Annotated in this window: 23 protein-coding genes and 1 tRNA gene; 18 read left to right on the top strand and 6 right to left on the bottom strand. The window is 45.6% G+C overall.

The window, feature by feature from the left end; all coding sequences use genetic code 11:
* Nucleotides 1–39 precede the first annotated feature (39 nt).
* The 9 genes from RWY97_RS06445 to RWY97_RS06405 all read left to right on the top strand — a co-directional run bounded on the left by RWY97_RS06445 (nt 40) and on the right by RWY97_RS06405 (nt 9,459).
* A complete protein-coding gene (locus RWY97_RS06445; protein ID WP_315566192.1) occupies nt 40–1,143 on the top strand; it encodes a glycosyltransferase in 1,104 nt (367 codons plus the stop codon).
* A 103-nt stretch (nt 1,144–1,246) separates the two neighbouring features.
* A complete protein-coding gene (locus RWY97_RS06440; RefSeq protein ID WP_315566190.1) occupies nt 1,247–1,465 on the top strand; it encodes a hypothetical protein in 219 nt (72 codons plus the stop codon).
* A gap of 42 nt (nt 1,466–1,507) precedes the next feature.
* Entirely contained in the window at nt 1,508–2,191 is a 684-nt protein-coding gene (locus RWY97_RS06435) for a BT4734/BF3469 family protein (RefSeq protein ID WP_315566188.1), read from the top strand.
* Nucleotides 2,109–3,107, top strand: coding sequence for a VapE domain-containing protein (locus RWY97_RS06430; RefSeq protein ID WP_315566186.1), 999 nt, complete (start codon nt 2,109–2,111; stop codon nt 3,105–3,107). The genes RWY97_RS06435 and RWY97_RS06430 overlap by 83 nt, the downstream gene beginning before the upstream one ends.
* Before the next feature lie 122 nt (nt 3,108–3,229).
* Nucleotides 3,230–4,381 carry a glycosyltransferase family 4 protein gene (locus RWY97_RS06425; protein ID WP_315566185.1) on the top strand — a complete coding sequence of 384 codons (1,152 nt, stop codon included), beginning with the start codon at nt 3,230–3,232 and terminating at the stop codon, nt 4,379–4,381.
* A gap of 71 nt (nt 4,382–4,452) precedes the next feature.
* Nucleotides 4,453–5,385, top strand: a complete 933-nt coding sequence (locus RWY97_RS06420) for an NAD-dependent epimerase/dehydratase family protein (RefSeq protein WP_315566184.1) — start codon at nt 4,453–4,455, stop codon at nt 5,383–5,385.
* Between the two features lie 7 nt (nt 5,386–5,392).
* Nucleotides 5,393–6,340, top strand: coding sequence for an MraY family glycosyltransferase (locus RWY97_RS06415; protein ID WP_021583827.1), 948 nt, complete (start codon nt 5,393–5,395; stop codon nt 6,338–6,340).
* Nucleotides 6,341–6,426: 86 nt separating this feature from the next.
* Nucleotides 6,427–8,349: a polysaccharide biosynthesis protein gene (locus RWY97_RS06410; RefSeq protein WP_315566183.1), complete on the top strand. Its 1,923-nt coding sequence runs from the start codon at nt 6,427–6,429 to the stop codon at nt 8,347–8,349.
* A gap of 21 nt (nt 8,350–8,370) precedes the next feature.
* Nucleotides 8,371–9,459 (top strand): nucleotidyltransferase domain-containing protein, encoded by a 1,089-nt coding sequence (locus tag RWY97_RS06405; protein WP_273176701.1) that lies wholly within the window; start codon nt 8,371–8,373, stop codon nt 9,457–9,459.
* An 873-nt stretch (nt 9,460–10,332) separates the two neighbouring features.
* On the opposite strand, the gene RWY97_RS06400 is transcribed toward RWY97_RS06405, so the two are convergent.
* The 3 genes from RWY97_RS06400 to RWY97_RS06390 all read right to left on the bottom strand — a co-directional run bounded on the left by RWY97_RS06400 (nt 10,333) and on the right by RWY97_RS06390 (nt 11,248).
* Nucleotides 10,333–10,791 carry a plasmid recombination protein gene (locus RWY97_RS06400; protein WP_315566182.1) on the bottom strand — a complete coding sequence of 153 codons (459 nt, stop codon included), beginning with the start codon at nt 10,789–10,791 and terminating at the stop codon, nt 10,333–10,335.
* Nucleotides 10,758–10,904 (bottom strand): plasmid recombination protein, encoded by a 147-nt coding sequence (locus tag RWY97_RS06395; protein ID WP_315566181.1) that lies wholly within the window; start codon nt 10,902–10,904, stop codon nt 10,758–10,760. Before RWY97_RS06395 ends, RWY97_RS06400 begins: the two co-directional genes overlap by 34 nt.
* Nucleotides 10,905–11,175: 271 nt before the next feature.
* Nucleotides 11,176–11,248: transfer RNA gene (locus tag RWY97_RS06390), tRNA-Pro, on the bottom strand.
* Between the two features lie 162 nt (nt 11,249–11,410).
* On the opposite strand from RWY97_RS06390, the gene RWY97_RS06385 reads away from it, so the two are divergent.
* From RWY97_RS06385 to RWY97_RS06345, 9 genes are all read left to right on the top strand, one after another.
* Nucleotides 11,411–12,562 (top strand): zinc-dependent metalloproteinase lipoprotein, encoded by a 1,152-nt coding sequence (locus tag RWY97_RS06385; protein WP_315566180.1) that lies wholly within the window; start codon nt 11,411–11,413, stop codon nt 12,560–12,562.
* Between the two features lie 30 nt (nt 12,563–12,592).
* On the top strand, nt 12,593–13,843 hold the full coding sequence (locus tag RWY97_RS06380; RefSeq protein WP_315566178.1) for a 3-phosphoshikimate 1-carboxyvinyltransferase: 1,251 nt from the start codon (nt 12,593–12,595) through the stop codon (nt 13,841–13,843).
* A 13-nt stretch (nt 13,844–13,856) separates the two neighbouring features.
* Nucleotides 13,857–14,246 (top strand): hypothetical protein, encoded by a 390-nt coding sequence (locus tag RWY97_RS06375; RefSeq protein WP_273177970.1) that lies wholly within the window; start codon nt 13,857–13,859, stop codon nt 14,244–14,246.
* Nucleotides 14,247–14,258: 12 nt separating this feature from the next.
* Nucleotides 14,259–15,086, top strand: coding sequence for a metal ABC transporter permease (locus RWY97_RS06370; protein ID WP_273177973.1), 828 nt, complete (start codon nt 14,259–14,261; stop codon nt 15,084–15,086).
* Nucleotides 15,087–15,111: 25 nt separating this feature from the next.
* Complete coding sequence (porW, locus tag RWY97_RS06365; protein ID WP_315566175.1) at nt 15,112–18,075, top strand: type IX secretion system periplasmic lipoprotein PorW/SprE; 2,964 nt, start codon at nt 15,112–15,114, stop codon at nt 18,073–18,075.
* A 135-nt stretch (nt 18,076–18,210) separates the two neighbouring features.
* Nucleotides 18,211–19,785 (top strand): T9SS response regulator signal transducer PorX, encoded by a 1,575-nt coding sequence (porX, locus tag RWY97_RS06360; protein ID WP_315566173.1) that lies wholly within the window; start codon nt 18,211–18,213, stop codon nt 19,783–19,785.
* Nucleotides 19,786–19,827: 42 nt separating this feature from the next.
* Nucleotides 19,828–20,241, top strand: coding sequence for a tRNA (adenosine(37)-N6)-threonylcarbamoyltransferase complex ATPase subunit type 1 TsaE (tsaE, locus tag RWY97_RS06355; RefSeq protein WP_025065961.1), 414 nt, complete (start codon nt 19,828–19,830; stop codon nt 20,239–20,241).
* Between the two features lie 18 nt (nt 20,242–20,259).
* Nucleotides 20,260–22,251 carry an ABC-F family ATP-binding cassette domain-containing protein gene (locus RWY97_RS06350; RefSeq protein ID WP_315566172.1) on the top strand — a complete coding sequence of 664 codons (1,992 nt, stop codon included), beginning with the start codon at nt 20,260–20,262 and terminating at the stop codon, nt 22,249–22,251.
* Nucleotides 22,252–22,322: 71 nt separating this feature from the next.
* Entirely contained in the window at nt 22,323–24,362 is a 2,040-nt protein-coding gene (locus RWY97_RS06345) for a M13 family metallopeptidase (RefSeq protein ID WP_315566170.1), read from the top strand.
* Between the two features lie 148 nt (nt 24,363–24,510).
* On the opposite strand, the gene RWY97_RS06340 is transcribed toward RWY97_RS06345, so the two are convergent.
* From RWY97_RS06340 to RWY97_RS06330, 3 genes are all read right to left on the bottom strand, one after another.
* Nucleotides 24,511–24,960, bottom strand: a complete 450-nt coding sequence (locus tag RWY97_RS06340) for an HU family DNA-binding protein (protein ID WP_315566168.1) — start codon at nt 24,958–24,960, stop codon at nt 24,511–24,513.
* 276 nt (nt 24,961–25,236) lie between these two features.
* Nucleotides 25,237–25,389 carry a hypothetical protein gene (locus tag RWY97_RS06335; RefSeq protein ID WP_315566167.1) on the bottom strand — a complete coding sequence of 51 codons (153 nt, stop codon included), beginning with the start codon at nt 25,387–25,389 and terminating at the stop codon, nt 25,237–25,239.
* Between the two features lie 79 nt (nt 25,390–25,468).
* Nucleotides 25,469–26,371 carry a hypothetical protein gene (locus RWY97_RS06330; protein WP_315566165.1) on the bottom strand — a complete coding sequence of 301 codons (903 nt, stop codon included), beginning with the start codon at nt 26,369–26,371 and terminating at the stop codon, nt 25,469–25,471.
* Between the last annotated feature and the right edge of the window lie 451 nt (nt 26,372–26,822).

The raw sequence follows: 26,822 nt of genomic DNA, 5'->3' as shown, positions 1-26,822 counted from the left end.
TATGTAAAAACGACATCTTAGGAAGAACGATTTGACATTATGAAGATACTGTACGTTATAACATCTCTCTTGATGGGAGGAGCCGAAAAGCTTGTGGTGGATATGATACCACGCTTGAAAGCTGATGGACACACCGTAGATTTGGCGGTCTTTAACGGAGAAGATACGCCGCTGATGCGGAAACTGTGCGCCGAAATTCCCGACGTTAAAATATATAAACTCGGTCACGGATACTATAACCCACTGTACATATTAAAGCTGGTTAAGATTATGAGACAGTATGACATCGTGCATACGCATAACTCTTCACCTCAATTATTTGTAGCAATTGCGAGTGTGTTATGCTCGGTGGAGCTATGCTCCACCGAGCATACCACTTCCAACCGCAAACGCGGTTGGAAGTGGTATGCCCCCGTTGAAAGTTGGATGTACGGCCGATATGATCGTGTGATCTGTATCAGCAAGATTGCAGAACAGAAGTTGCGGGAATATATGGGGGGAGATTGGCTTGATGACAAATCGGAGAAATATAATCGTATCTTAACCATCAACAACGGAGTAGATGTGGAAGCTGTCCGTAATGCACAAGCTGATCAGGCGTTGGTGCAAGTTAAGGAACATCGGACTGCAATCTTGATGGTGGCCGGGTTTCGTGAAGCTAAGGATCAAGACACGCTTATCAGGGCCTTGCGTCTTTTAGGTGAGCAATATGAAGTCTGGTTTGCAGGTATTGGTGTGAGAATGGATCTTGTCAAAGAGCTGGCCCGGGAACTCCACGTGGAAAGTCGGGTAAGATTCCTTGGATTGAGAACAGACATCCCTAATGTCTTAAAAGCTGCGGACATTATTGTGATGTCCTCCCATTGGGAGGGATTGTCACTTTCTAATGTAGAAGGAATGTCGGCAGGCAAACCTTTCATTGCCAGTGATGTGAATGGGCTACGTGAAGTAACGAAAGGATATGGACTTTTGTTTCCGAACGAAGATGAGGAAGCTTTAGCCGGGATGATTCGTAGATTGCACGACGATGTCGATTTTTATCAAGAAGTGGCGGAGCGGTGTTATCTGCGAGCGAAGGAGTTTGATATCGGGCAGATGGTAGATGGCTATGAACAGGTTTATCTACAACTCTTGGAAAATTAAAGGCTGATTTTATATACATATTATGCATTCATCAATAAGGCGTTGATTTATAAGTAATTAAGGGGGTGAATGAAAAATAACACTTAATACATCTATATACACAATGACGAAAGTAACACTTATTCGGAAAGGCCAGAGAATCCCGACTTATATCCGTATAGATCTGAAAAGTCTATACCAAGACATTCGTTCGGGAGCTTATCTTAATATGGTTGAGCAGGTGAGGGAAGACTATCCTCTCACGCTGCTTCATAATGGTTGGAAGCTGACAGATATGGAACGGCTGGATAAAGTACCCCGTATCTGTTTTGCCTGTGAATAGCGTAAAAAGAGAAATCAGGCTTCTATTGATGCATTCAATGGATTGATTTTATTGGAAATCAATAGTTTGGCTGATGTGGATGATGTGCAGAGTATTCGTACAAAAGCGGCGCAGATTCCTTATTCGCTGTTGACTTTTATTGGTGCGACGGAACATTCCGTTAAGATCATCTGTCAGGCACAGCGTCCTGACGGTTCGTTGCCGGTGACCCGGGAAGAGCGTGAAACATTTTTGGTTGAAGCTTACGACAAGTTGCATTATATTTACAGCACCCAGTTGCAGATGACGGTGGATAATATTAAGCCGCAATTAGACTCTTCCTGCTATGTCTCTGTTGATGAGGGGGCTATACTAACGGATAATGCCGTTCCGATCATCGTAACCGTAGCAGACCGCACCCCGCACTTGCACCATACTGAAATGAAAGTAAGCAGTAAGGAACTTCCATTATTTAAGGATAGGGGAGAAGCTGAAACTCAGCGATTATTATTCCATTATTGTTTGTTGGATGCATTGAATGATACGCGTCTTGAAAAAGGTGACGATGCAGAAGAGAAAGTGTTGAATGTCTTGGCCAAATATTGCTGTGAGTCGGGATTGCCGATGGCAATGTGTATGAAGCTGATCAAGTATAATCCGGACTATGGACGTGATGATTTGCTCGTGGAAAATATCTTCACTGCGGTTTATCATAAAAAGCTCATCAAGATATATCCCTATTTATGATCCGATTGATGACTATCTCTCTCATCTTCCTAAATGGGATGGGGGCGAGCGGGTGGAAGAGTTAGCGAAAAGAATACCTACTGACAATGGAAATTTTGCGCATTGTTTTCATATTTGGATGTTATCGATGGTAGCCCATTGGATGGGGCGGATGTCGAGTCAGGCCAATGTTCTCGTACCTTTGCTGATCGGTTCACAAGGATGCGGCAAGAGTTCTTTTTGCGCAGCTTTGCTGCCCGACGAACTTCAACCTTATTATAACGATCGCATTGATTTTCGCAATGAAACTTCGATGCTGATGGGACTTACCAATTTTGCGTTGATCAACATTGATGAGTTCGACTCGGTGAGTCGGGGTAAGCAGCCGCTGTTGAAATATCTTATCTCTACTCCGGCTGTCAAAATGCGAATGCCCTATCAGACGAGTATCTCAAATCGCCGTCGCTATGCCAGTTTTATTGCTACGACCAATAGCCGAAAGCCATTAAAAGATCTGACGGGGAGCCGGAGGTTTCTGTGTGTAGAGATCAATGGGAATATTGATTTTCTTTCTCCCATTGATTATGGCCAATTGTATGCACAGTTGGTAGAAGAGATTGCTGCGGGGGCCCGCTTCTATTTTAATGAAGAGGAGACACGTGGGATAATGGAAATGAATCAGCGTTTCGTTGACATTGATGATTTAGAGTTGCTGATTGACAGTCTGTTCCGTAAACCCAATGGGATGGATGATTTCAAAGAAGTGTCATTGCCGGAAGTCGTTGAGCTTCTCAAACCGTATGATAAGCAACTGCGAGGTAATCGCCAAGACCTGATCAGAATCGGTCGAATCCTCCGGATGAAAGGATTTCAAGTAAAGCGTACAGCCACGGGTATGAAATATAAGGTGATTAACGGTGAATCGGTGGCCATTTAACCGCTTTTTGGCAGGTGATTAACGGTTAAATGTAGTATGGATGTATATATATAGCATTGCGTAAAGTGCTGAATTACAATGCACTTTTTGTTAAATGTAGGTGTGTAGGAGAATTTGGATTTATGGATTATAATAAGAAAAATATCTTACATGTAGTAAACATTTATTTCGTAATACCTTATTTTATAGGCGGCCAGTTCAGGTATTTCCGCCAAAAGGGATACAATCTGCATGTGGTATGTTCCCCGAGTTGTTATCTGAAAGACTATGCCAAGGAGCAGAATTTCGATTATCGGGAGATATCGGTACTGCGGTCGATCGCTCCGTTACAGGACATTAAGTCTATTATACATATCTGTCGATACATCAAGGAAAAGGACATCGGCATCGTAGTAGGGCATACCCCCAAGGGAGGATTGCTTGCTATGCTTGCCGGATGGCTGATGCGTGTGCCGCAACGCATCTATTTTCGCCACGGGCTGGTATACCAGACGGCGAAAGGGCTCAAGCGATTTATCTTGATAACGGTAGATCGAATAGCCTCGCGCTTGGCAACAAAGATTGTTTGTGTTAGTCCCTCAGTTTTGCAGCATAGTATAGAAGACCGCTTGGCACCTGTACGCAAGCAGCTTATTTTGGGCAAAGGCACCTGCTCGGGTATCGATACGCAGGGCAAATTCAATCCTGCAAATATAAACGCCCGTAAACTGTCGGAGATGAAAAGACAGTGGGGAATAGCCGAAAGCGATTGGGTTATAGGCTATACAGGCCGACTTGTGAGAGATAAAGGTATTATCGAACTGGTTGAGGCTTTCAGAATACTGAAAGAGTATGATCCTCGTTTCAAGCTTCTGTTGGTGGGTATGTTCGAGATAAGGGATGCCCTACCCGAAGATGTGCAGCAGGATATCAGGAATGATCCGCAGATTGTGTGGACTGATTTCCAGAATGTAGATATGGAATACTTTTATTCTATGATGAACGTCTATGTGCTTGCGAGCTATAGAGAGGGCTTCCCAACGGGTGTACTCGAGGCTCAATCAATGGAAGTTCCTGTGGTTACAACCAGAGTAACGGGCTGTTGCGACTCGATACAAGAAGGGGTGACGGGTTTATTTGTACAACATAATGCTCGCGAGTTGGCAGCCTGCGTTTTTAAAATACGCGACGGAAAGACTGAAATATCGGGAGCCCAGGCGCGCGCCTGGGTGGTAGACAATTTCGATAACCTGAAAGTATGGCGAGAAATCGAGAGGTTATTCGAAGATAAATAAGCGGTTTTTGAAATTAGCAGGGGGTAACTCTTTAAATTCCCTGAACTTCTTAGATATATACAACTATAAAAATGAAGATATTGATAACCGGTGTCCGCGGCTTTGTAGGGAAAAATTTAGTACCTGCCTTGTCTGCCCACCACACCGTATATGGCCTTGGAAGAACCGTAGAAACAGTGGCCGGCATAGAGAGAATGTACACTTGGGAGGATTTAGATTGTGGTGCAGTGCCCGAAGTAGATGCCATTATCCACCTTGCAGGCAAGGCCCACGATACGAAGAAGCAGACCGGAGCTGAAGTCTATTTTGTCGTAAACCGTGATCTGACCATCAAAGTGTATGATTACTTTCTGCATTCTGCATCCCGAAAGTTTATCTTTTTCAGTTCTGTGAAGGCTGTTGCCGACTTTGTAAACGGTACTGTGCTCACGGAAGATGCGGTGCCTAAGCCCGTGGGAGCCTACGGCGAGAGCAAGATAGAGGCCGAAACGTATATTCTTGGCCATCCTTGTGAAGGTAAAGATGTGTACATCTTACGCCCCTGTATGATGCACGGACCGGGCAACAAGGGCAATCTTAACCTGCTTTACAAAGTTGTTCGTAAAGGCATTCCGTGGCCTTTGGGAGCTTTTGAGAACCATCGTTCCTTTGCTTCTATCGGCAATGTGTGCTACGTGGTGTGCCGTTTGTTAGAAGAACAGATACCGAGCGGCGTCTATAACTTGGCCGATGATGAGCCCGTTTCTACCAACGAATTGATTTCGATTATCTGTGAAGTATTGGGAAAACAGGCTTGTATTCTCAATATACCCCCTTTGTTGATGAAGAGCGCTGCGAGGATAGGCGACTTGCTCCATCTGCCTCTCAACACTGAGCGAATAGAGAAACTGACGGAGAATTACGTTGTTTCGAATACAAGGATTAAAAGTGCACTCGGTATAGAGGTTATGCCAACCGCAGTGAAAGTCGGCTTGAGAGGAACCATCGAGTCGTTTAACAAATAAATCTGCTATGTCCTATATCGTTATTGCACTGCTCCTTCTGGCGCTTGAATTACTTTATTTCAAGGTAGCCCGTCGGTATAATATCGTTGATAGACCTTCGGAGCGCGGATCGTCTAAAAATATAACCCTGAGAGGTGGCGGCATCGTGTTCTTCTTCGGAGCTCTTGCCAGCTTTGTTTATTCGGGTTGGCAGTATCCGTGGTTCATTGCAGGACTTACGCTGGTGTCGGTCGTCAGCTTTTGGGATGATATTTGCTCGTTGAGTCCGCGGATCCGATTGCTGATACATTTCACGGCCATGCTTCTGATGTTCTATCAGTTAGACCTGTTTACGGCTGACCGTTGGTGGATGATTGCCGTTGCACTCGTGGTATGTACCGGGGCAATGAATATTTTCAACTTTATGGATGGCATCAATGGCATCACCGGAGGCTATGCATTGGTCGTTTTAGCAGCCTTAGGCTATGTAGATATGCGGGTTACGCAGTTCGTAGACGTCCGTTTTATCCTGATTACAGCCATCGCAGTTGCTGTGTTTTGCTTCTTTAATTTCAGAACTAAAGCTCGGTGTTTCGCCGGTGACATCGGTGCCGTGGGCATTGCATTCATCTTACTTTTCTATATCGGATGTTTGGTTCTGCACACACATGATCTCTCGTGGTTCGCTTTTCTTGCCGTGTACGGCGTAGACGGCAGTCTTACAATTATCCATCGTTTGCTGTTGCACGAGAACATATCCCTCCCGCACAGAAAACATACTTATCAAATTATGGCCAACGAACTGCACATTCCGCATATTGTAGTTTCGGTAATCTATATGTCTATGCAAGGAATAGCCTGTATCTGTTTCCTTCTTAGTCCGGGATATTCTGCTTTCCTGCTGATTGTAGCGACACTTGTTGTTATGTATATCTTGTTTATGAAGAAATATTTCCATCTTCATCAGGTAAATTAGCGACAGAAAGAATAATTTTTAAGCTGATATTTGATATTGTCCTAAAAAATCTTTAACTTTGCTTTGTTTTAATAAAGAAGAGTGTTATGAGTTGTATAAATAGACTTGTTAATTGGTATTTCAAGAGAGAATCCTTGCCTTACTGGTGTATTTTGTTTATCGATAGTCTGATCTGTTACATATCGGGCATATTCGTATGTTGGCTCTTCTTCCGTGGGGCAATCACCTTAGACAATATCGTTCCCATCACCAGAACCCTTCTTTTGTACACGATATTCAACCTCTTAGGGTTTAGAATTTTTCATACTTATTATGGCGTAATTCGTTATTCCTCGTTTGTAGACCTGCAACGTGTGGGGTATGCTATGGGGGTGAGTTTCATCTGTGTGGCTATCTTGCATTATCCCATTATCTGGGGGAATGGCTGGAATGGCTGGCTCGTTCCGCTGCATCTCCGTCACATCATCAGTATATATATTGTTGCCACGGTTTGGATGTGGGCATTCCGTGTCATTGTAAAGATGGTTTATGACACGACATTTGATAATGAAAGTGCTGTGCGGACACTTATCTATGGTATCAAAGATGGCGGGATAGGGCTGGCAAAGAGTATCAATAACGAAAAGCCGCAGCGTTTTCAGCTCAAGGGGTTCATTGCTCACGATCCTACAATGACTGATCTGTACCTCCTGGGACAACGTGTTTATCCTGCCGACGAGGGACTGACCGATGTCATTGTGAAGCAAAAAATCAAAGCTGTGCTTATCTCTCCGTTGCGCAATGACGAGTTCCGAAGTAATGAGAAACTGCAAGATATCCTCATCAATGCCGGTGTGCACATTTATATGACCGAAGGTGCACGCGAATGGAGCAGTGATTCTGAGAATATGGCAAAATCGACCTTGAAGGAAATCAGTATTGAGGATCTTTTGCCACGTGATGAAATTCAAGTAGATATGGAGAGTGTCGGTCGATCGATTCAGGGTACTCGTGTACTGATTACCGGATCGGCGGGTAGTATCGGTTCTGAGATGGTCAGGCAGATCAGTCTGCTTCACCCTGCGGAATTGATGCTTATCGATCAGGCTGAGACGCCACAGCACGATATCCGGTTGATGATGGAACACGATTATGCGGATATCAGGACTTCGACGATCGTTACATCAATCACGAATCGCGAACGGATGGAGAATATTTTTGTTGACTTTCGTCCGGACTATGTTTTTCACGCTGCTGCTTACAAGCACGTCCCGATGATGGAGGATAATTCCAGTGAGAGTGTTCTTAACAACGTTAACGGCACCAAGATTATTGCTGATCTCAGTGTGAAATATGGTGTCAAGAAGTTTGTGATGGTTTCTACCGATAAGGCTGTCAATCCGACGAATGTGATGGGATGCTCCAAGCGTATCTGTGAGATCTATGTGCAGAGTCTCGACAGGGCAGAAAAAGAAGGTAAGGTACAAGGAAATACGCAGTTTGTTACCACGCGTTTCGGAAATGTCTTGGGTTCTAACGGATCAGTTATCCCCCTGTTTAAAAAACAAATCCGCGAAGGTGGGCCCGTTACCGTCACAGCCCCGAACATTATTCGATTCTTTATGCTTATCCCGGAGGCCTGTAAATTGGTGCTTGAAGCGGGTACCAAGGGTAATGGTGGAGAGATTTTCGTCTTTGATATGGGCAAACCTGTGCGTATTGCCGATATGGCTGAGCGAATGATTCGCCTTTCGGGAGCTACTAATGTCAAAATTGAATATACGGGGCTGCGCGCCGGTGAGAAACTTTATGAAGAGGTTCTCAATGATAAAGAGGATTCATTACCATCGTTTAATCCGAAGATTCGTATCGCTAAAGTGCGTGAATACGATTATCGTGAAGTTGACAAACATATTACCGAACTGATCACTGTGGCCGGCGGATTTGATGATATGGCAATTGTGAAGAAAATGAAAGAACTCGTACCTGAATTTATCAGTAACAATTCTGTGTATTCCGTTCTGGACTGATTGTCTTTGGATATACTGACAATGACGCTTACTGACCATCTTTTTGCCCTTCTGCGTAATGCTCTTTGGGGAGAGGATTTACCGCAAGAAACGGTTACTACCCCTCCCTTTCAGGCGTTGATGCAGGTGGCTGAAGCGCAAACTGTGAGTGGACTGGTTTGCGGTGCACTCATTCGCAATAATGTTCAGTTGTCGATGTCTGATGCCATCACTACGTTTTCGTATGTCAAACGTATTGAATTGTCAAATCTTCGGTTACAGGCCCAATTGTCAGCACTTCTCGATTTGTTTGCCGAGTACCGACTTCCGTTAATTGTTTTCAAAGGGCAGACGTTGGCGACACTTTATCCAAATGCAGCCGAACGCGTGCCGGGGGATATTGATTTCTATTGTGATGAGAAGCATTTCACACAGGCGGTGACAGCTTTGCAGGAGACGTGGAATCTGAAACTGAATACCGGTGAGTCCTTGCAGCATATTGATTTTGAATACAATGGGGTACTGTTTGAGTTGCATTTCAATATGATCAATTTCAACTGTACTGCGATCCAACGTACTTGGGATTGGCTTTTGGCCGAAGATCCCGGAACTGTGGTTGCTGTCGGGAAGTTGTCTGTCCCCACGTTGAGTCCGACTCTCAACATCATCTACACTTTCTTACATCTTTATCATCATCTTGTAGAATTGGGGGTTGGACTGCGCCAGTTCTGTGATATGGCTTGTCTCATCCATCATTACCACGCCGTAGTAGATCGTGCAGTGCTTGGCCGGCAACTTGATGCATTGGGATTTACCCGCGCTTTCGCTGCTGTTGGTTGGGTATTGGTCCATCGGTTGGGACTGCCCATTGATGAGTTCCCACTTCTGATTACGGCAGAAGACAAGAAATACGAACGTATAATCCTCAACATCGTTTTCACAGGCGGTAATTTCGGCAAGTATGGGCGTAAAACCGTCGTGCGTTCAGGACTCGGTTATTATATCGAAACGCTCCATTTGAAACTCGTCCATTATCGTCTTTTTTGGCGATTGTCACCTCGTGAGATCCGTGCGACACTTTTACACGAAATTCCTAAAAAGATATTGATGGCTTTTAAGCAGAAAAGGTAAATTAATGTGAGTTCGATACAAGAAAGTCGCTTAAGAAGTTGTAGGAGTGAGATCTTTCTGTGACTTTATAGATGGAAATCAAATAGTTGCAAAAATACCCACTTCTGTAACTGATTCAAATTTAATTGAAATTATTGCTGTCCGGTAAAATAATATAATTTCGGGCTAAGTACCTAAAACACAAGAGACTGTGATGTAATGTAGATCGTATAGGTAACGATTTCGAAATGAGCGGAGTACTTTGAAAGTACATTGTTTTGTATGGCCAAAGGACGCTCACTTTTATCACTTGCAAAGATATATATTTGTGTGGAAAAATGAGCGTTCTTTCGTGATTTTCTTTTCAGAAAAGTTTTGTTGGGACATAAATACAACGATGAAAGGGAAAGAGGACTTTTCGGTTTTTTATTTACAGTCGTTGCGAATGATTGCGGTTAATAAGTCGTTCCCATTTCTGTTCGCACCAATTGGTAATGGGAAGTCCATTGATGGTAAGGATAGGTTGGTGTTTCTCGTTGGTGGTAATGCGTAGCTCGGCATTCTCCTCACTAAAATTGCGTTTGTATATTCCCGAATATGCCGTGCCCGTACCACGCCACGGACTATATTTTGCTTTTTGTACATTTTGACCACAATGTCGTCGTCAAAACCCATCTTACAGAGCATCAAGCAAGAGATAGAAGCTGTGGAAGAAACGCTTGATCAAACTCCGCTCTTCCTCATACACCTTGAGTTATCGTTGTTGTTCAGTGATAGTCTTGTCCTTTCCCTTGATAGTGTCTTGCGGGAGAATGACTTTCTTGCGGATTTCCTCTTTTTCCTTTTTCGAGAGATAGCGTTGTTGCTCTGCTTTTTCCCTAATTCTGCAATGCGTTACTCTGCCTTGTCGAGTTCGGAGTTCCCAAAGAGTGAATAAAGCGTACCTTTCATTCGGAGTTTTCCTGCCTCTAACTCCTTTATCTTGGCAGTGAATTCTGCTTCTTGTACCTTTTTCTCTTTCGTGGATTTGAGCACATACTTGTAATAGTTTATATTAGAGCAGTACTTTGCTTCCGAACCATACACTCCTCGCACCAATCCGAACGAACTCATCTGCTTGGCATAGGTCGTTTGGTACTCCTCCAACTTCTTGGGAAAACACATCATCGGCAGAAAGTCGCACCTTGTCTTTCTTCGTTTTGTACTTCCTCTTGCCATTCTCAGCTTCTGCCTTGGCTTTTGTCTCTCTTCACGCACTATCGGTACTACCGTTGCGTGAATATGCGGTGTCTCCTCATCTACGTGTAGTATGGCTGCCACTACATTTTCCTTACCAAAGTGGTGTAAAGCCATTGCATCGTGCTGTCGCACCACTCATCTGAGCGACCTTCGCTTTCAAATTGGAGTATATTTTCGGGCGAACCCAAGAGGACAAAGCGTAGTGACTTGATTTGATTGTCTGCCACCTTTCGGTAGGTTGAAGACTGTCCGCCGTTAAGCAAGGCTAAATACTATATTCTTGTGTAGACGTGTTAATAATAAGCGGTTGTAGTGTATCAGTATGGGTATATGAATGTTATCGACAATACATTGTCTTGATCAAGGTTGGCAGTAGGGTAGAAGGCGTCTTACAGGCTATCCTTTATCTTCAATGAAGGGAAGACTTTGAAGACATCTTAATGAGGGAAAATAAAAAGGAGTTGCAATCAAATGATTAGCAACTCCTTTTCTGCAAAGTCGGGATTACTGGACTCGAACCAGCGACCTCGCGCCCCCCAGACGTGTGCGCTACCAACTGCGCCAAATCCCGATTTATTTGTTGTTCGGTGTGCAAAGGTAAAGAGTTTCGATGATATATGCAAATTTATCTCATTGTTTTTCATTTATTTTTCTTATTTGATGCGATTCCGATCGAATCTGTTTTGTCGTGCGGGTTTTATTTACTAAATTTGCAATGTTTAGTTGAAGGATTATGAAGTACTGTTTTTTTACGGCTTTGGCTGCGGTTTGTCTGATGTTCACTGCGTGTGGAGAAGCAAATGCTCCGACAGAAGAAGATGAGATTATCAAGAATCCACAGGAGGAGATTGACCCAAAAACGCTTGAAAACGACTATGTTTATACATTGCCGGTGATTTTTCACGTGCTTTACATCGACCCGAATGACGCTACGCAGTATGTGTCTGCGACGCGACTGAAAGACATTTTGAATAATGTCAACGATCTTTATGCAGGCAATGTTTACGGGCCGAGTGAGGCAGTCAATGTCAAGTTTACCCTTGCCACGCACGATGAGAATGGGCGTAGGCTCGGGACGCCAGGGGTGGAATATGTACAGTGGAAAGAGGAATATCCTATCGATGTGAATGCTTTAATGACCGATAACAAACGGCGATATACCCGATATATCTGGGACCCTAACAGTTATATCAACGTAATGGTCTATCATTTCAAGAAGAATGAAAATATTAACGGCTCGCTTTTAGGTATCAGTCATATGCCTTATACGGTGAAAGGTGACCACGCATTGGCCGGTCTGGATACGGTGACAGTGGCCCAAATCGACAAGAATGCATTGCAATATGCTTATTGTTTGTCTGTCAATAGTCGATATATCAACAGTGAATCGAGTCGTTATACGACAGACCGCGGTCGCTCTTCTTATCAATATCAGCCTACGGATATCAACGTTACGCTAGCTCACGAACTCGGTCACTATCTTGGATTGCATCACGTTTTTGCAGAGAATCGGAGCAAACAGACGCTGACTTATGCCGATGCTTGTTTCGATTCGGACTATTGCCACGATACGCCGAGTTATAATCGAGTTGCTTATGAGGCTGATATAGCGAAATACTTGGCGGCACATCCTGACCCAAACAGTATTTCTTTCGAGCAATTGATTCGTAGAACACAATGCAACGGAACTTTCTTTAACGCTGAGAATCTGATGGATTATGCCATCTGTTCCAGTTTCCGATTCACCAAAGAACAAAAGAAGCGTATCCGGAACGTGCTTCTTTACAGTCCGCTGATACCCGGTATCAAGTTGAATCGCAAGCCGATCGGTCGGTCAGAAACAGTCGATAAGCCGCTGAATCTGCCTATTCGATATGTTAGATAACAGGCAACTACCTTTCAAAACTTTGTCTATATGTCTTACAAAATAAGTGCTCCCGATTTGCTGCGAACCTCAATTGCATTGCCAGCATCTAAGAGTATCAGCAATAGAGCATTGATTATCCACGCCCTTTCGGGTAGTGATATCCGGCCGGAAAACCTTTCCGACTGCGACGACACAGCAGTTATCATCAATGCTTTGCGTGATATGCCCGAGGTAATCGATGTTAAATCCGGTGGAACGGCTATGCGTTTTATGACTGCTTACTTATCTGTCAGGCCCGGCGAGCACGTTATCACGGGTACGGAGCGGATGAGGCACCGTCCGATTCATCCTCTTGTGGATGCGCTGCGCTATCTCGGTGCAGAGATTTTTTATGCAGGCGAGGAGGGATTTCCGCCGCTGCGCATTTGTGGGAAAGCACTTGACGGCGGTCATTTAGAAATTCCTGGCAATGTGAGTTCGCAATATATATCGGCTTTGTTGATGATTGGTCCGGTGTTGAAAGACGGGCTTGACATCCAACTTACGGGCAAAATCATCTCCCGCCCGTATATCGATCTCACCATATGTATAATGAAAGCTTTCGGAGCCGATGCCGAATGGACCGGTTTTGACACGATAACAGTCCGCCCGAAACCTTATATTCACCGTCCTTATCGCATCGAGAGCGATTGGAGTGCAGCATCTTACTGGTATGAAATGATGGCACTCACGGCCGATGATGATGCCCGAATCGTGTTGCAAGGTCTTGAAGACGGATCGCGGCAGGGTGACTCCGTGGCTCGGTATTTATTCAGTCTGTTGGGTGTGAAGACCGCGTTTGCACCTGCAACACAAACCGAGCCCTCCACAGTTACACTCACTCGGCATCGCCGTTCGGTTCCCCGCGTAGACTTTGATTTTACCAATTGCCCTGATCTTACTCAGACATTCACGGTGGTTTGTGCAGTATTGGGCATCCCGTTTCATTTTACCGGCCTTGCAAGTCTTAAAATCAAAGAGACAGATCGCATTGAAGCCTTGAAGCGAGAATTGCTCAAATTAGGCTATGTCATCAAAGATCAGAACGGCAGCGAGCTACTGTGGGATGGCGAACAATGCGAGCCCATACTCGAGCCGATAGACACATACGAAGATCATCGTATGGCAATGGCTTTCGCTCCGGTGGCAATTGCTTGTCCAGGAATACGTATCAATCATCCTGAAGTGGTTTCTAAATCTTATCCCCACTATTGGGACGATTTGCAAAAAGCAGGGTTCTGCATCGACAAACAAGATTAATCATATATCGTAAATGGGTTATCTCATCATTGCACTCATCGCGCTCGGTGTACTCACGGCTGCATTCAGTATGCTCGTTCACCGGAAAGGAGACGACGAAAGAATCGTTCTCCCGTCCTCAGCAGATTGTGCTACGTGCAGTGGCAGCGACGAATGGTGCGAACAGGAATGTATGATGGAGGCTGCTACCAAGCCCATTGAATATTATGATGATGAGGAGTTGGATGTTTTCAGAGGCCGACCGGCCGACCGATATACCGACAACGAGGCGGCGTTGTTTGCCGAAGTGCTCTACACGATGCGTCCCGACGAGGTGCGGGGATGGACTCGCAGCCTTACGCTCCGCGGTATCGATCTGCCCAACCAACTCAAAGACGAAGTTTTCTTAATGACCGAAGGATAAACAAGCAATAGTATGGAAATACTTCAATACGCCTTTTTTCAGAACGCTTTGGCAGGTTCTCTGCTTGCAAGTATCGTCTGCGGATTCATCGGAACTTACATCGTTACGCGACGATTGGTGTTCATCAGTGGCGGTATTACACACGCCTCGTTTGGCGGAATAGGACTCGGCGTCTTCTCAGGCATCAATCCTGTGATTTCGGCAATGGTTTTTGCGGTGCTCAGTGCGTGTGGAGTGCAGTGGCTTTCTCAACGTGGCGACGTGCGCGAAGATTCTGCCATAGCCGTCTTTTGGACATTCGGGATGAGCGTGGGAATCATCTGTTGCTTTCTTACGCCAGGTTTTATGCCTGACCTTCCGTCGTTTCTTTTCGGTAGTATCCTTACTATCGGCAAAGCCGATTTATGGCTTTTGGCAGGCCTATCAATTGTGGTAATTGCCATTTTCACCTTATTTTATCGTTCCATTCTCAGTGTCTCGTTTGATAATTGTTTTGCACGCTCTCAGCATTTGCCCGTTACTTTCATCGAATATATGATGATGGCGCTTATTGCTATGACCATTGTCTCGACGTTGCGAATGGTGGGTATCGTCCTTGCCATCAGTCTTTTGACCATCCCGCAGATGACAGCCAACCTCTTTACATATAGTTTCAAGCGAATGATTGGCCTCAGCATCGTTATCGGATGGGCCGATTGCCTTAGCGGACTTGCCATCTCTTATGCGCTAAACGTTCCTTCGGGAGCCTCCATTATCTTTGTAAGTATCATCCTTTACGCCCTGTTCAAAATCGCCAAGACACTCACTTCAATGTATAGACAACCTCGTGCCACGGCTTGACAAAAGACATATCGCTCCCTTCCTGATGCTGATACTCAACGTAATGGCAATAGGATGCTCTGTGAAGCAAAACACTTCGCAGAGTAGATTGTGGCACGCTTTTACGGCGAATTACAATACATACTATAATGGTTCGGTAGCTTATATCGACGGCTCATTAGAAAAAGAGAATGGCAATCACGATAATTTCACCGAACTGATACCACTTTATACGGTAGGAAATAAGGCAAGTATAGATTTAGGGAGTGCCAACTTCGAGATAGCTATTACCAAAGCAAAGAAAGCCATACATCAACACAGCATTAAACGACGTCCTACCTGGACACCAGGGCGGCGCAAAACACAGAAAGATATCGAGTGGTTGAGTCGTCGGGAGTATAATCCTTTCCTGTGGAAAGCGTGGTTGCTGATGGGTAAGTCACAATTTCATAAAGGCGCATTCGAGGATGCTGCCTCGACGTTTGCTTATATGAGTCGTCTCTATTCCACACAACCTGCCATCTATGGGAAAGCCCGTGCATGGCTTGCCAAATGCTACATAGAACAAGGATGGATGTACGACGCTGAGGAAGTAATTCGCAATATGCAGCGCGATTCGTTAGATTGGCGAGCTGTCAAGGAGTGGGATTACACCTATGCGGATTATTATATCCGTACTGGTAATTATGAGAAGGCCATCCCTTATCTGCAAAAGGTTATCCGGCACGAACTTCGTCGCAAACAGCGAGCACGCGAATGGTACTTGATGGGACAGTTGGAAGCAGCCTTAGGACGTAAAGAACTGGCCAATAGAGCATTCCGACGAGTCATTCGTCAGCATCCTCCTTACGAACTGGCGTTCAATGCTCGCATTGCGATGACAGAGGTTTCGGCCTCAGGTCAAGGCAAGAAACAGCTTCATCGACTTGAACGAATGGCCTCATCGGATAACAACAAGGATTTTCTCGACCAAATCTATTATGCCGAAGGCAATATCTTCTTGGCCCGACGAGATACTGCCCGCGCCATCGCTGCATACGAAAAAGGAAATCAAAAGAGCGTACGTAATGGCACGGAAAAGGGTGTTTTACTGCTCAAATTAGGTAATTTGTATTGGAAAAAGCAACGGTTCAGCGATGCCCGACGCTGTTATGGCGAGGCCATCGGTCTGCTTGACAAAGATCGCAGCGACTATGAGCAACTCAGTGAGCGGTCGGCCGTGCTCGACGAATTAGTACCTCACATTGAGACAGTCTATCTGCAAGACAGTCTTCAAACGTTGGCAAGGATGGATGAGAAAGCTCGCAATGCTGCCATTGATCGCGTGATAATAGCCTTGAAACGACAGGAAAAAATGCAACGCGATGCTCTCGATTCTACAAGAACGATCCAATCGTCTAACGAAAGACCGTTAATTGCCCTGCGATTGACCGTTAATCGCACTGCGTTTAACGGTCAATCGCAGGGCGATTTGTGGTATTTCTATAACCCATTGATAATCAATGAGGGAAAGACCGCATTTCAACGACTTTGGGGAAGGCGTGAGAACGTGGACAATTGGCAACGAATCAACAAGACGGTAGTGGCCGGTCTCAATACGGAAGACCGCCGATCGAAATGGGATCGCGACTCCCTTGTATCTGAGGATCCGCTCCTTGCTCCGCCCCAAGCGTCCAAAGACAGTGTACAAAACGATCCGCATCGTCGCGAATACTATTTGGCACAAATTCCGTTCACGTCAGAGCAGTTGGCTGCCAGCAACCGACTGTTGGTCGACGGACTGTTTCACGCGGGCGTGATTTTCAAGGACAAACTCGACAACTTAACTTTGAGCGAGCGGGAACTCACGCGAATAGTTGCCGAATATCGCACATTCGAGCATTTGGATGAGGTTTATTACCATCTGTTCCTGCTCTATTCGCGGTGCAATCAACCGACCCAAGCCGGACTATTTCTGCAAAAACTCAAAGCAGAGTATCCCAAAAGTCAATGGACAAGCATCTTGTCAGACCCTTATTTTAGAGAAAATGCCCGCGTAGGAGTGCATTTGGAAGACTCGCTCTACACAGCTACGTATGCGGCATTCAAGGCCGGTCGCTATGCCGAAGCAATGGGAAATGTCCATCTCTCGGCACAGAAGTTTCCCAAAGGAGCCAACCGCGATAAGTTTATATTCATCAACGGACTGAGCAAACTCAATGAAGGCGATGCGCAGGCGTGTCTCAACAATATGACCGAAGTAGTGACCCGATATCCCGAGAGTTCGTTGAGTGAAATGGCAGGAATGCTCATTAAAGGGGTGAATGCAGGTAGGCGACTGCACACAGGGCAATTTGACATCGGCGATGTGTGGGCTATGCGTAGCCGGGTGGGTGCAGACAGCGATTCGATTACAGTGCACACATTCAGTAACGATCGCAATGCCGATTTTCTGTTTGTCATTGCTTACCGACCGGATTCAGTCGACGAGCATCGTCTTTTGTTCCAACTTGCCGGATTCAACTTTACGAGTTTTCTCGTGCGTAACTTCGACATCGGTATCGAAGATGTAGAAGGAGTGCACCGGATGCTGGTGAGCGGGTTTCGTAACTACGATGAGGCGTTACAATATGCACGCCGACTTTATGGTCAACGCGGTATTGTCCGACTGATGAAAGAAGCTCGCAAATTTATCATCAGCAGGTCGAATTTGGAGTTGATTGGGCGTGGTTACAGTTACGATGATTATGACCGGTTTTATGCCAAGCACTTTGCATCACTTAAAGTGAGTATGCTCCCGTTACTCATTGAGCCCGAAGAGGTAGCTACAAAGCCTGATAGTATGGCCCCGACTGTGCCCAAAAGAAACGAAACCGGCCTCTATTTCAATAATGTATTAGACACGACTGTCAAACCGAAAACGGTAGACAAGAAAACGAATAAGAAACAACCCATCGTCAAAAAAACGGAGAAGAAGGAGAAAAAAGCTTTCGATCCGGAAGATGAATATTACGAATTGGAAGGATTTTAGAACTAAACTTTCGTAAGTTCAGCAGTAGACGAGTGGACAAGTAGATGAATAAACAAGTGATATGCTCGTTAACTCGTCAACTGGTTAACTTGAAAACAGACAAGTTGAGCTTGCGAAACTTGAAGATTTTGAGATATGAACAACGGATTATTACTGTGGACAGACGACGAGATTGAGCTGCTCAGAGGGCACATCTTGTTTCTGCGCAGCAAGGGATATGAAGTCGTCACAGCCAGCAACGGTACTGATGCCATCGACCTTTGCAGGCAACAGACATTCGATTTGATACTTCTCGACGAAATGATGCCGGGCCTGACAGGCCTCGAAACACTGCAATGTATCAAGGAGATTCAACCCTCTACGCCTGTAGTAATGATCACCAAGAGCGAAGAAGAGGATATAATGAATCAGGCAATAGGTGCTAAAATTGCCGACTATCTCATCAAACCGGTCAATCCCAAACAGATTTTGCTGACATTAAAAAAGAATATTCACAGTAAGGATATCGTGAAAGAAGCTGCTCAAAGCGGTTATCAGCAAGCCTTTCAGCAAATCTCCGTGCAGATGAGTGAATGCCGCTCGTGGGCTGATTGGATGGAAGTTTATAAGCGATTGGTACATTGGGAACTCGAACTTGCGGGTTCAGACAGTGCGATGACAGAGTTGTTGGCAATGCAAAAAGAGGATGCCGACACACAGTTTGCCAAATATATCAAGGCACATTATCTGTCTTGGGTGACTCCACGGCAGGCAGATAGCATTTCGGACAGACCTCTAATGAGTACCGATATTTTCAAAAAGAAGGTGTTCCCATTGTTCGATTGTGGTGAGAAAGTGTTCTTAATCGTTATCGATAACTTCCGTTTCGATCAGTGGCGAATGGTTTCCCGCGAATTGGGTGAGCGCTTCGACATCAGTGAAGAGATGTACATCAGCATCCTTCCCACAGCCACACAATATGCTCGCAATGCTATTTTTAGTGGTCTGATGCCTGCTGCCATCGCCGAAATGTATCCCGAACTCTGGGTGGATGAGGACGAGGAAGAAGGCAAAAACATCAATGAAAGTCCGTTGATACAGACCCAATTAGACCGCTATCGGCGTCATAGTACATTCACTTATACTAAAGTGAACGACTCTGCAGGTGCAGAACGATTTGTCGAGCGGCTCAATGACATCCGCAATAACGATTTGAATGTGCTTGTTGTCAACTTTATCGATATGCTGTCGCACGCTCGTACCGAATCGAAGATGGTGCGCGAATTGGCCAATAACGAGTCGGCTTATCGCTCGATTACACAAAGTTGGTTTCGCCATTCAGCCCTTTCTGAACTCTTTAAACGACTTGCGGAAATGGATTATAAAGTTATTGTCACCACGGATCATGGTTCGATACGGGTTTCGAAGCCTGTAAAGATTATCGGAGATCGCAATACCAACACCAATCTCCGCTATAAATTGGGTAAGAATCTCAATTATAATCCTCGCGAAGTGTTCGTGATCAAGACGCCGGCTGAGGCGCAGCTACCTGCGCCTAACCTCAGCACGAGTTACGTTTTTGCTTCGGGTGCAGCTTTCTTTGCTTATCCCAACAATTACAATTACTATGTACCTTATTATAAAGATACGTTTCAGCACGGCGGAATCTCAATGGAAGAGATGCTTATTCCGTTAGTTACGCTCACGCCGAGAAGACGAATGGGAGGATGAGAAGCGTAGTAAACGAGAGAACAAGTACAAACAATAAATAGAATGGAAATTAAAATCACATCATTAGACTACATTCACGAAGCTGCCCGAGAGTTCATCGCCGGGATGGGCAAGGCTACTGTCTTTGCGTTCTATGGCAAGATGGGTGCCGGAAAGACCACGTTTATCAAGGCGGTATGCGAAGAGCTCGGTGTGGATGATGTCATTACGTCGCCTACTTTTGCTATTGTCAACGAATATCGATCGGCAAAAACAGACGAGCTTATTTATCATTTCGACTTCTATCGCATCAAGAAGCTTGAAGAAGTGTATGATATGGGCTACGAAGATTATTTTTATAGCAGAGCCATCTGTTTCTTGGAGTGGCCTGAACTCATTGAAGAACTTTTGCCCGAAAATGCCGTTAAGGTGACAATCGAAGAGCAGGCGGATGGCACAAGGTCTGTAACTTTCTGATGGATAACGTATAGAGAGATGATCTCAGTAGAAGGATTGAAGGTAGAATTCGGTGTGAAACCGCTGTTTGAAGATGTGGGTTTCGTCATCAATGACCGCGACCGAATTGCACTTGTGGGAAAAAACGGTGCCGGAAAGTCAACGATGTTGAAGATTCTTTGCGGCGAGCAGAAACCTACGGCGGGCGTAGTGGCTGTGCCAGGCGACACTACGGTGGGCTATCTGCCGCAAGTAATGGTGTTGCAAGACGATACAACTGTGCGCGAAGAAGCCCGCAAAGCGTTTGCCGATAACACTCGGATGAAGGAGCACATCGAGCAGATGAACCGTGAATTGACCGAACGTACAGACTATGAAAGCGAGGATTATCTCGCTCTTGTAGAACGATTCACACAAGAACAAGAGCGCTTTCTGATGATGGGTGGCGAGAATTATGAGGCAGAAATCGAACGCACACTTACGGGATTGGGCTTTGAACGCACAGACTTAGAGCGCCCCACGGCAGAGTTCAGTGGCGGATGGAGAATGCGAATCGAGCTGGCTAAGATTCTATTGCGTCATCCGGATGTATTGCTTTTGGATGAACCAACGAATCATCTCGACATCGAATCGATTCGCTGGTTAGAACAGTTTCTGGTGCAGTCGGCCAAGGCTGTGGTGCTGGTGAGCCACGACCGTGCGTTTATCAACAATGTTACCAATCGCACTTTGGAGATTAGTTGCGGACGCGTAATTGACTATCGCGTGACGTACGACGAATATGTGGAGTTGCGTAAGGAACGGCGCGAACAACAATTGCGTGCTTACGAGAACCAACAAAAGGAGATTGCCGACATCAAAGCTTTCATAGACAGATTCCGTTATCAGGCAACTAAGGCCGTGCAAGTGCAACAACGCATCAAGCAGTTGGCTAAAATTGTGCCGATCGAAGTGGATGAAATAGACAACAGTGCAATGCACTTGAAGTTCCCGCCGTGCCTAAGAAGTGGCGATTACCCGATTATTTGTGAGAATGTAGGAAAAAGTTATGGAGGGCACACTGTCTTTTCTCACGTTACCTTTACCATTTCACGAGGTGAGAAAGTGGCTTTTGTCGGGCGAAACGGAGAAGGTAAGTCTACGTTAGTGAAATGCATAATGGGCGAAATACCTTATTCGGGAGTACTCAAAATAGGACACAACGTGCAGATCGGCTATTTCGCACAGAATCAGGCACAGCTACTTGACGAGAATCTTTCTGTCTTCGAGACGATCGACAACGTGGCACGCGGCGATATCCGACTCCGTATCAAGGATATTCTTGCCGCATTTATGTTTCGCGGCGACGACATCGATAAGAGAGTCAAAGTGCTGAGTGGCGGCGAACGTAGTCGTCTGGCGATGATTCGGTTACTGTTAGAGCCGGTCAATTTATTAATTCTCGACGAGCCGACCAATCATCTCGATATGCCTTCAAAAGATGTTTTGAAAGAGGCTATCAAAGCCTTTGAGGGCACGGCCATTATCGTGAGTCATGATCGCGATTTCTTAGATGGCCTTGTGACTAAAGTTTTTGAGTTCGGGAACGGGCGTGTGACGGAACATATCTTAGGCGATGCGATTCCGTCGCAGAGGCGCGGCGCGGCTATCGAAGCTGTATTGCGGAAGATTGATGGAGCCGGCTTGGGCAGTTTTCCTGCACAAGATGCACCGAAACAGGTTGCGGGTTCGTCGCGCAGTGAGAACACAGACGTGAAGCGGGATGCAGCCTCGTTCTCTTATGCCGAGCGCAAAGCGCAGATGAAGCAGCGCAACAAAGCAGCTAAGGCTGTGAAAGATTGTGAGCAGAAAATTGCGTCGATGGAGAAACGGATCGCCGAACTCAACAGCTTGCTTTCCGATCCTGCGAATGCTTCGGATATGACGCTCGTCACAGAATATATATCTACCCAGCGTACGCTGGATGCAGAGAACGAGCGCTGGATGATGCTGGCAGAAGAATTAGAACGGATGGAGTTAACGGGTTTATGAGTTGTTTGTAACCTCGTTCACTTGTCTACTTATAAATTAATAAACTTACTTACCAATTAAATAGACCAATTATGAGAATGAAAAGAATGATTCCGCTGCTGATGTTGGCAACCACTCCGATTGCGGGAATGGCGCAGAAGCAGCTGAAGTCGGGCGTCGACCCGGCTAACCTGAACCCAAGTGTGAAAGCCGGTGACGATTTTTACGAGTTTGCTTGTGGTGGCTGGATGAAGAACAATCCCCTACCCGCTGCTTATTCACGTTTCGGTAGTTTCGATCGTTTGGGACAGGACAACAACAAACGTATCAATGCTATCCTTGCTGAGCTGATGAAAGGCTCGTACGCCAAGGGTACGATCGAGCGGAAGCTGAGCGATTTCTATAAATTGGCGATGGATTCCGACCGACTCAATCGCGAGGGCGTGTCGCCTGTAATGCCGTTCATTCATTCGTTTGAGAGTGCTAAAAGCGTGGCCGATCTTGAAACATTGCGATTGAAATATGCCCCCTACGGTATCTCGGGCTTTATGAATACCAGTTTTGATGCCGACGAGAAGAACGCCAAGATGAATATCTTGCTTGTGCATCAGGGCGGACTCACGCTGGGGCAAAAGGAATATTACCTCGACACTGATTCGGCTACGACGGCCATTCGCGAAGCGTACAAGCAGCATCTCGTGCGGATGTTTCGTTTTTTCGGTTTTACAGCAGCACAGGCCGAGACCAAGATGCGCGGTGTAATGAACATTGAAACTGCGCTGGCACGTATCAGCAAAAGTCGTACTGAACTGCGCGATGTAGAGGCCAACTATCACAAGATGACGCTGAAAGAATTTGAGAAGCGCTACCCGAATGTACAGTTGGCCCGCGAACTCAATGCCGAGGGTGTAGACAGCAAGTATATTCAAACAATGGTCGTAGGGCAGCCCGCATTCGTAGCTGGTGTTGATAAACTCATCACCGCGATGAATGCAGACGATTATCGTGCCTATATCGAGTGGAACTTTATAGATAGTTCGGCCGGTTATCTGAGCGATCCTATCGTAGCGGCCAACTTCGACTTCTTCGGAAAAGTACTTTCCGGACGCAAGGAGAACTATCCTCGCTGGAAGCGCGCTACCAATATGGTAGAGCAGCAGATGGGCGAAGCGCTTGGTAAGATGTATGTAGAGCGTTACTTCCCCGTTTCGGCCAAGGCCCGAATGGAGGCGTTGGTGAAGAATCTGCAAGTGGCACTGGCCGAGCGAATCGGTGCGCAGACGTGGATGAGCAAGAAGACAAAGGCAGCTGCGCTTGACAAGCTTCGCACATTCTACGTCAAAATAGGCTATCCCGACAAATGGAAAGACCTTTCGGGTCTCACAATAGATGCAGAGCAGTCGTTACTGACCAATGTAATGGCGTGCCGAAAGTTCTGGACGAAATGGGAGATTGATCACCGTGCCGGCAAGCCCGTGGACCGCGACGAATGGCTGATGACGCCGCAGACGGTGAACGCCTACTACAATCCTACAACTAACGAGATCTGTTTCCCTGCCGGAATCTTGCAGGTGCCGTTCTTCGATATGTCGGCGGATGATGCTTTCAATTACGGAGCTATCGGTGTAGTGATTGGCCACGAGATGACACACGGATTCGATGATCAGGGCCGCCACTACGACAAGAGCGGCAATATGACCGACTGGTGGACCAAGAGCGATGCCGCCAATTTCAATAGCCGAACCGGAAAGTACGCCGACTTCTTCTCGGCCATCAAGGTCTTGCCCGATCTCAATGCCAATGGTCAGCTCACTCTGGGCGAGAATCTGGCCGACCACGGAGGCTTGCAAGTAGCTTACACAGCCTTTAAGAATGCAACGAAGAATCATCCGCTGCCTACAATCGATGGTTTCACGCCCGAGCAGCGCTTCTTCCTGGCTTACGCCGGCGTATGGGGCCAGAATATTACCGAGCAGGAAATCCGCAACCGTACCAAGAGCGATCCGCACGCATTGGGTCGCTGGCGCGTCAACGGTGCGCTACCTCACATCGACGCCTGGTACCAAGCTTTCGGCGTGAAAGCTGATAACAAGATGTTCCTGCCAAAAGAACAGCGCCTGCAATTGTGGTAAGCAGATAGAAAATAACCCCCTATCTTGTTCGCAGACAAATGCGTACAAAAAAGAAGATGACGAATTGTTCTGATATAGGAGCAATTCGTCATCATTCATTCTACATTGTATTGAGGGCAGTCATTCAATATCCCTCTATTCGTAATTCTTATGGTTTCGGTTTCGGTTTCGGTTTCTTCTTCACGCCTTTCCACTCTTCCCACTCGATACTCACATCCGTGAGATTGCGGGTGGCACGGCGGCCGGCTGGCGTGCTGCCATTTTGTTTGTAACTCGTCTCAGGAATGAACCGAACGCGCACGCCATTGATCTGTTTGGCAGATACGTCTTCTTCTTTGGCAACGCCGTTTTTATTGGCTGTAGCTGTGAAGTAGAATGAACCTATACCATCAAGCTTTACCGAGCGGCCCTGCGACATATAGTCGCCCAGTACACTACCCAATGACAACAGTACGGCATAGACATCGGCCAGACTCACAGTAGATTCACGTGCGAGCCGCTCAGCCACTTGTTTGGTGGTAACGGGTGTACCTACCAATACCGACTTAGGATACCACAATCCATTGATTTTCATTTTGATTCTTTTCCAAAAAGCCATAGTTTTTATTGTTTTGTGTCTGTAAGAACTATTATAGTTGCTTGTATCAAATATACGACCTGCGGGCGACGGATATACAGTTGTTAATGACGGAAGTATGAGTCGTGCCTCACGAAAGTATAAATCGTCGGTAACGGAAGTATAATCTGTGCACTACGGAAGTATGAGTCGTTGTTTGTTCCTGTTACAGTCCTTGTGCAGACGAGGGTATGGATATTTATTAATTGAATAAAAGTGTTATATAGTGAATTAAAATCTGTTGCAATTGATTGAGATTCACTGGGCAAGCCATAAACGGAATCCGTTGGGACGGGTGAAGCTGTCTATAAGCGCGGTGCCCTCGAACTCGTAGAATCCCAAACCATACGCAACGACTGTATAATGCCACGGACACGGTGAAGACGACCAATAAGTAACCGCCGACGCCAATGAGTTCCGGCTTGCTGCCGGCGTAATAGCCCAGAGCTGATTGTTCCAATGGGGATCGGTTGCTTTGTTTTTTGGGTAATTAGGCTAAATTGTATTTCACTGGTTTGTTCTTGCCGGCTTTGAGAGTTAGGCCAGAGTAGGTTCTAGACTGGGTTTCGATGCTTCCATTGCTATTTTTGAGTTTATATGTCACTTTGAGCGAAGAGTAATAACCCGGTGCCAGCACCATAATGGCGGCATTTTTATCAGGAGAAGGTCTGTCAGGAATAGGGAACTGAGACTCTTGCAATTTCAGTGTAATAGTATTCGATGGAGAGGTAGGATTGTCGGTTTTAAGTCCATTATCATCAAAGTTATAGGTTCCGGCAATGGGTTGGTCTGCTTGAACTATGATTTCTGTAAGTTTCATATTGCTGGAAGAGGTACTATAAGGCATGAAAGTAAGATAAGTGGCTTGATGTTGAAGACGGAAACTGTAATGATGTCTACCATCTTCGTTTTCACCGACATATGTCGCAGTGGCGGTACCACAGTCGCCATCGGTGCCAATATGTTCGGCATCATTAGGCTTGTCTTGTTTTTGCACGGCTTTTATAGTTACTTTGTCAGAAGATGTTATATAGTCACTATAACCATTACCTACATAACGCAGTTTATAACTCTTTTCATTAAGTTCGTAATTATAATCATCGAAATAAAAGGTCGCCTTGGCAGTTCTGGTTCTTACACTACTACTTGATGACTTCATAAGATCACCATTGGACTTTATAAGCCAAATAACATAGTCTTTCTCTGTCCAGTAAAAGTTGATACCGGAACCGCTGTATATGCCTGTGGTGCGAGTTGAAGATGAACTTTCTTGGGTAGTGAACGATGCACGCCCTTTCTTTTCGGTCTTACTGTTGTCTTCTTCTTGTGCACACCCCATCAACATGGCTACAGAGAACAGACATGCCGCCTTGATCAGATATTTTTTCTTCATTGTTTTCTTTCTTTTAAAATCTTATTTGTTTTCCTTTTATATTCACTCTATGGGTTGTCAGTATTGAAATCCCATTCTTCATCATCGAAATCGAACTGTTTGGCGTTCAATTCTCCATCGTCGTACGCCGGGATATGGTTGCAGGACATGGTGATTGGTGGTGCCGCCTTACATTCTACACAGATGGGTATGATTTCCGCTGTCGGTCTTACATACTGTTTTTTTCTTTTTTTTAATTTCATTCTTAAATTGTATTTGGTTTAAATATTATAGAATTGTCTTGTTTGTTTTATCTCTTACAAACTTCACGAAAGGGCATGAAAACAGAACAAAGGGAACTCTGTTGAGCCCTTTGTTTATTGGAGTTTACGCGGCTGTCCTCGCGCGCGTATGAAAGATTTAGAAAATATTTACTACACCAGGTGCGATGTGTGTGTGTGTGTGTGTGTGT

It is taken from the genome of Hoylesella pleuritidis, from assembly GCF_963541955.1.
Classification (GTDB): domain Bacteria; phylum Bacteroidota; class Bacteroidia; order Bacteroidales; family Bacteroidaceae; genus Prevotella; species Prevotella pleuritidis.
The sequence above is the reverse complement of the archived record's forward strand: the minus strand, read 5'-3'. Positions and strand labels throughout refer to the sequence as shown.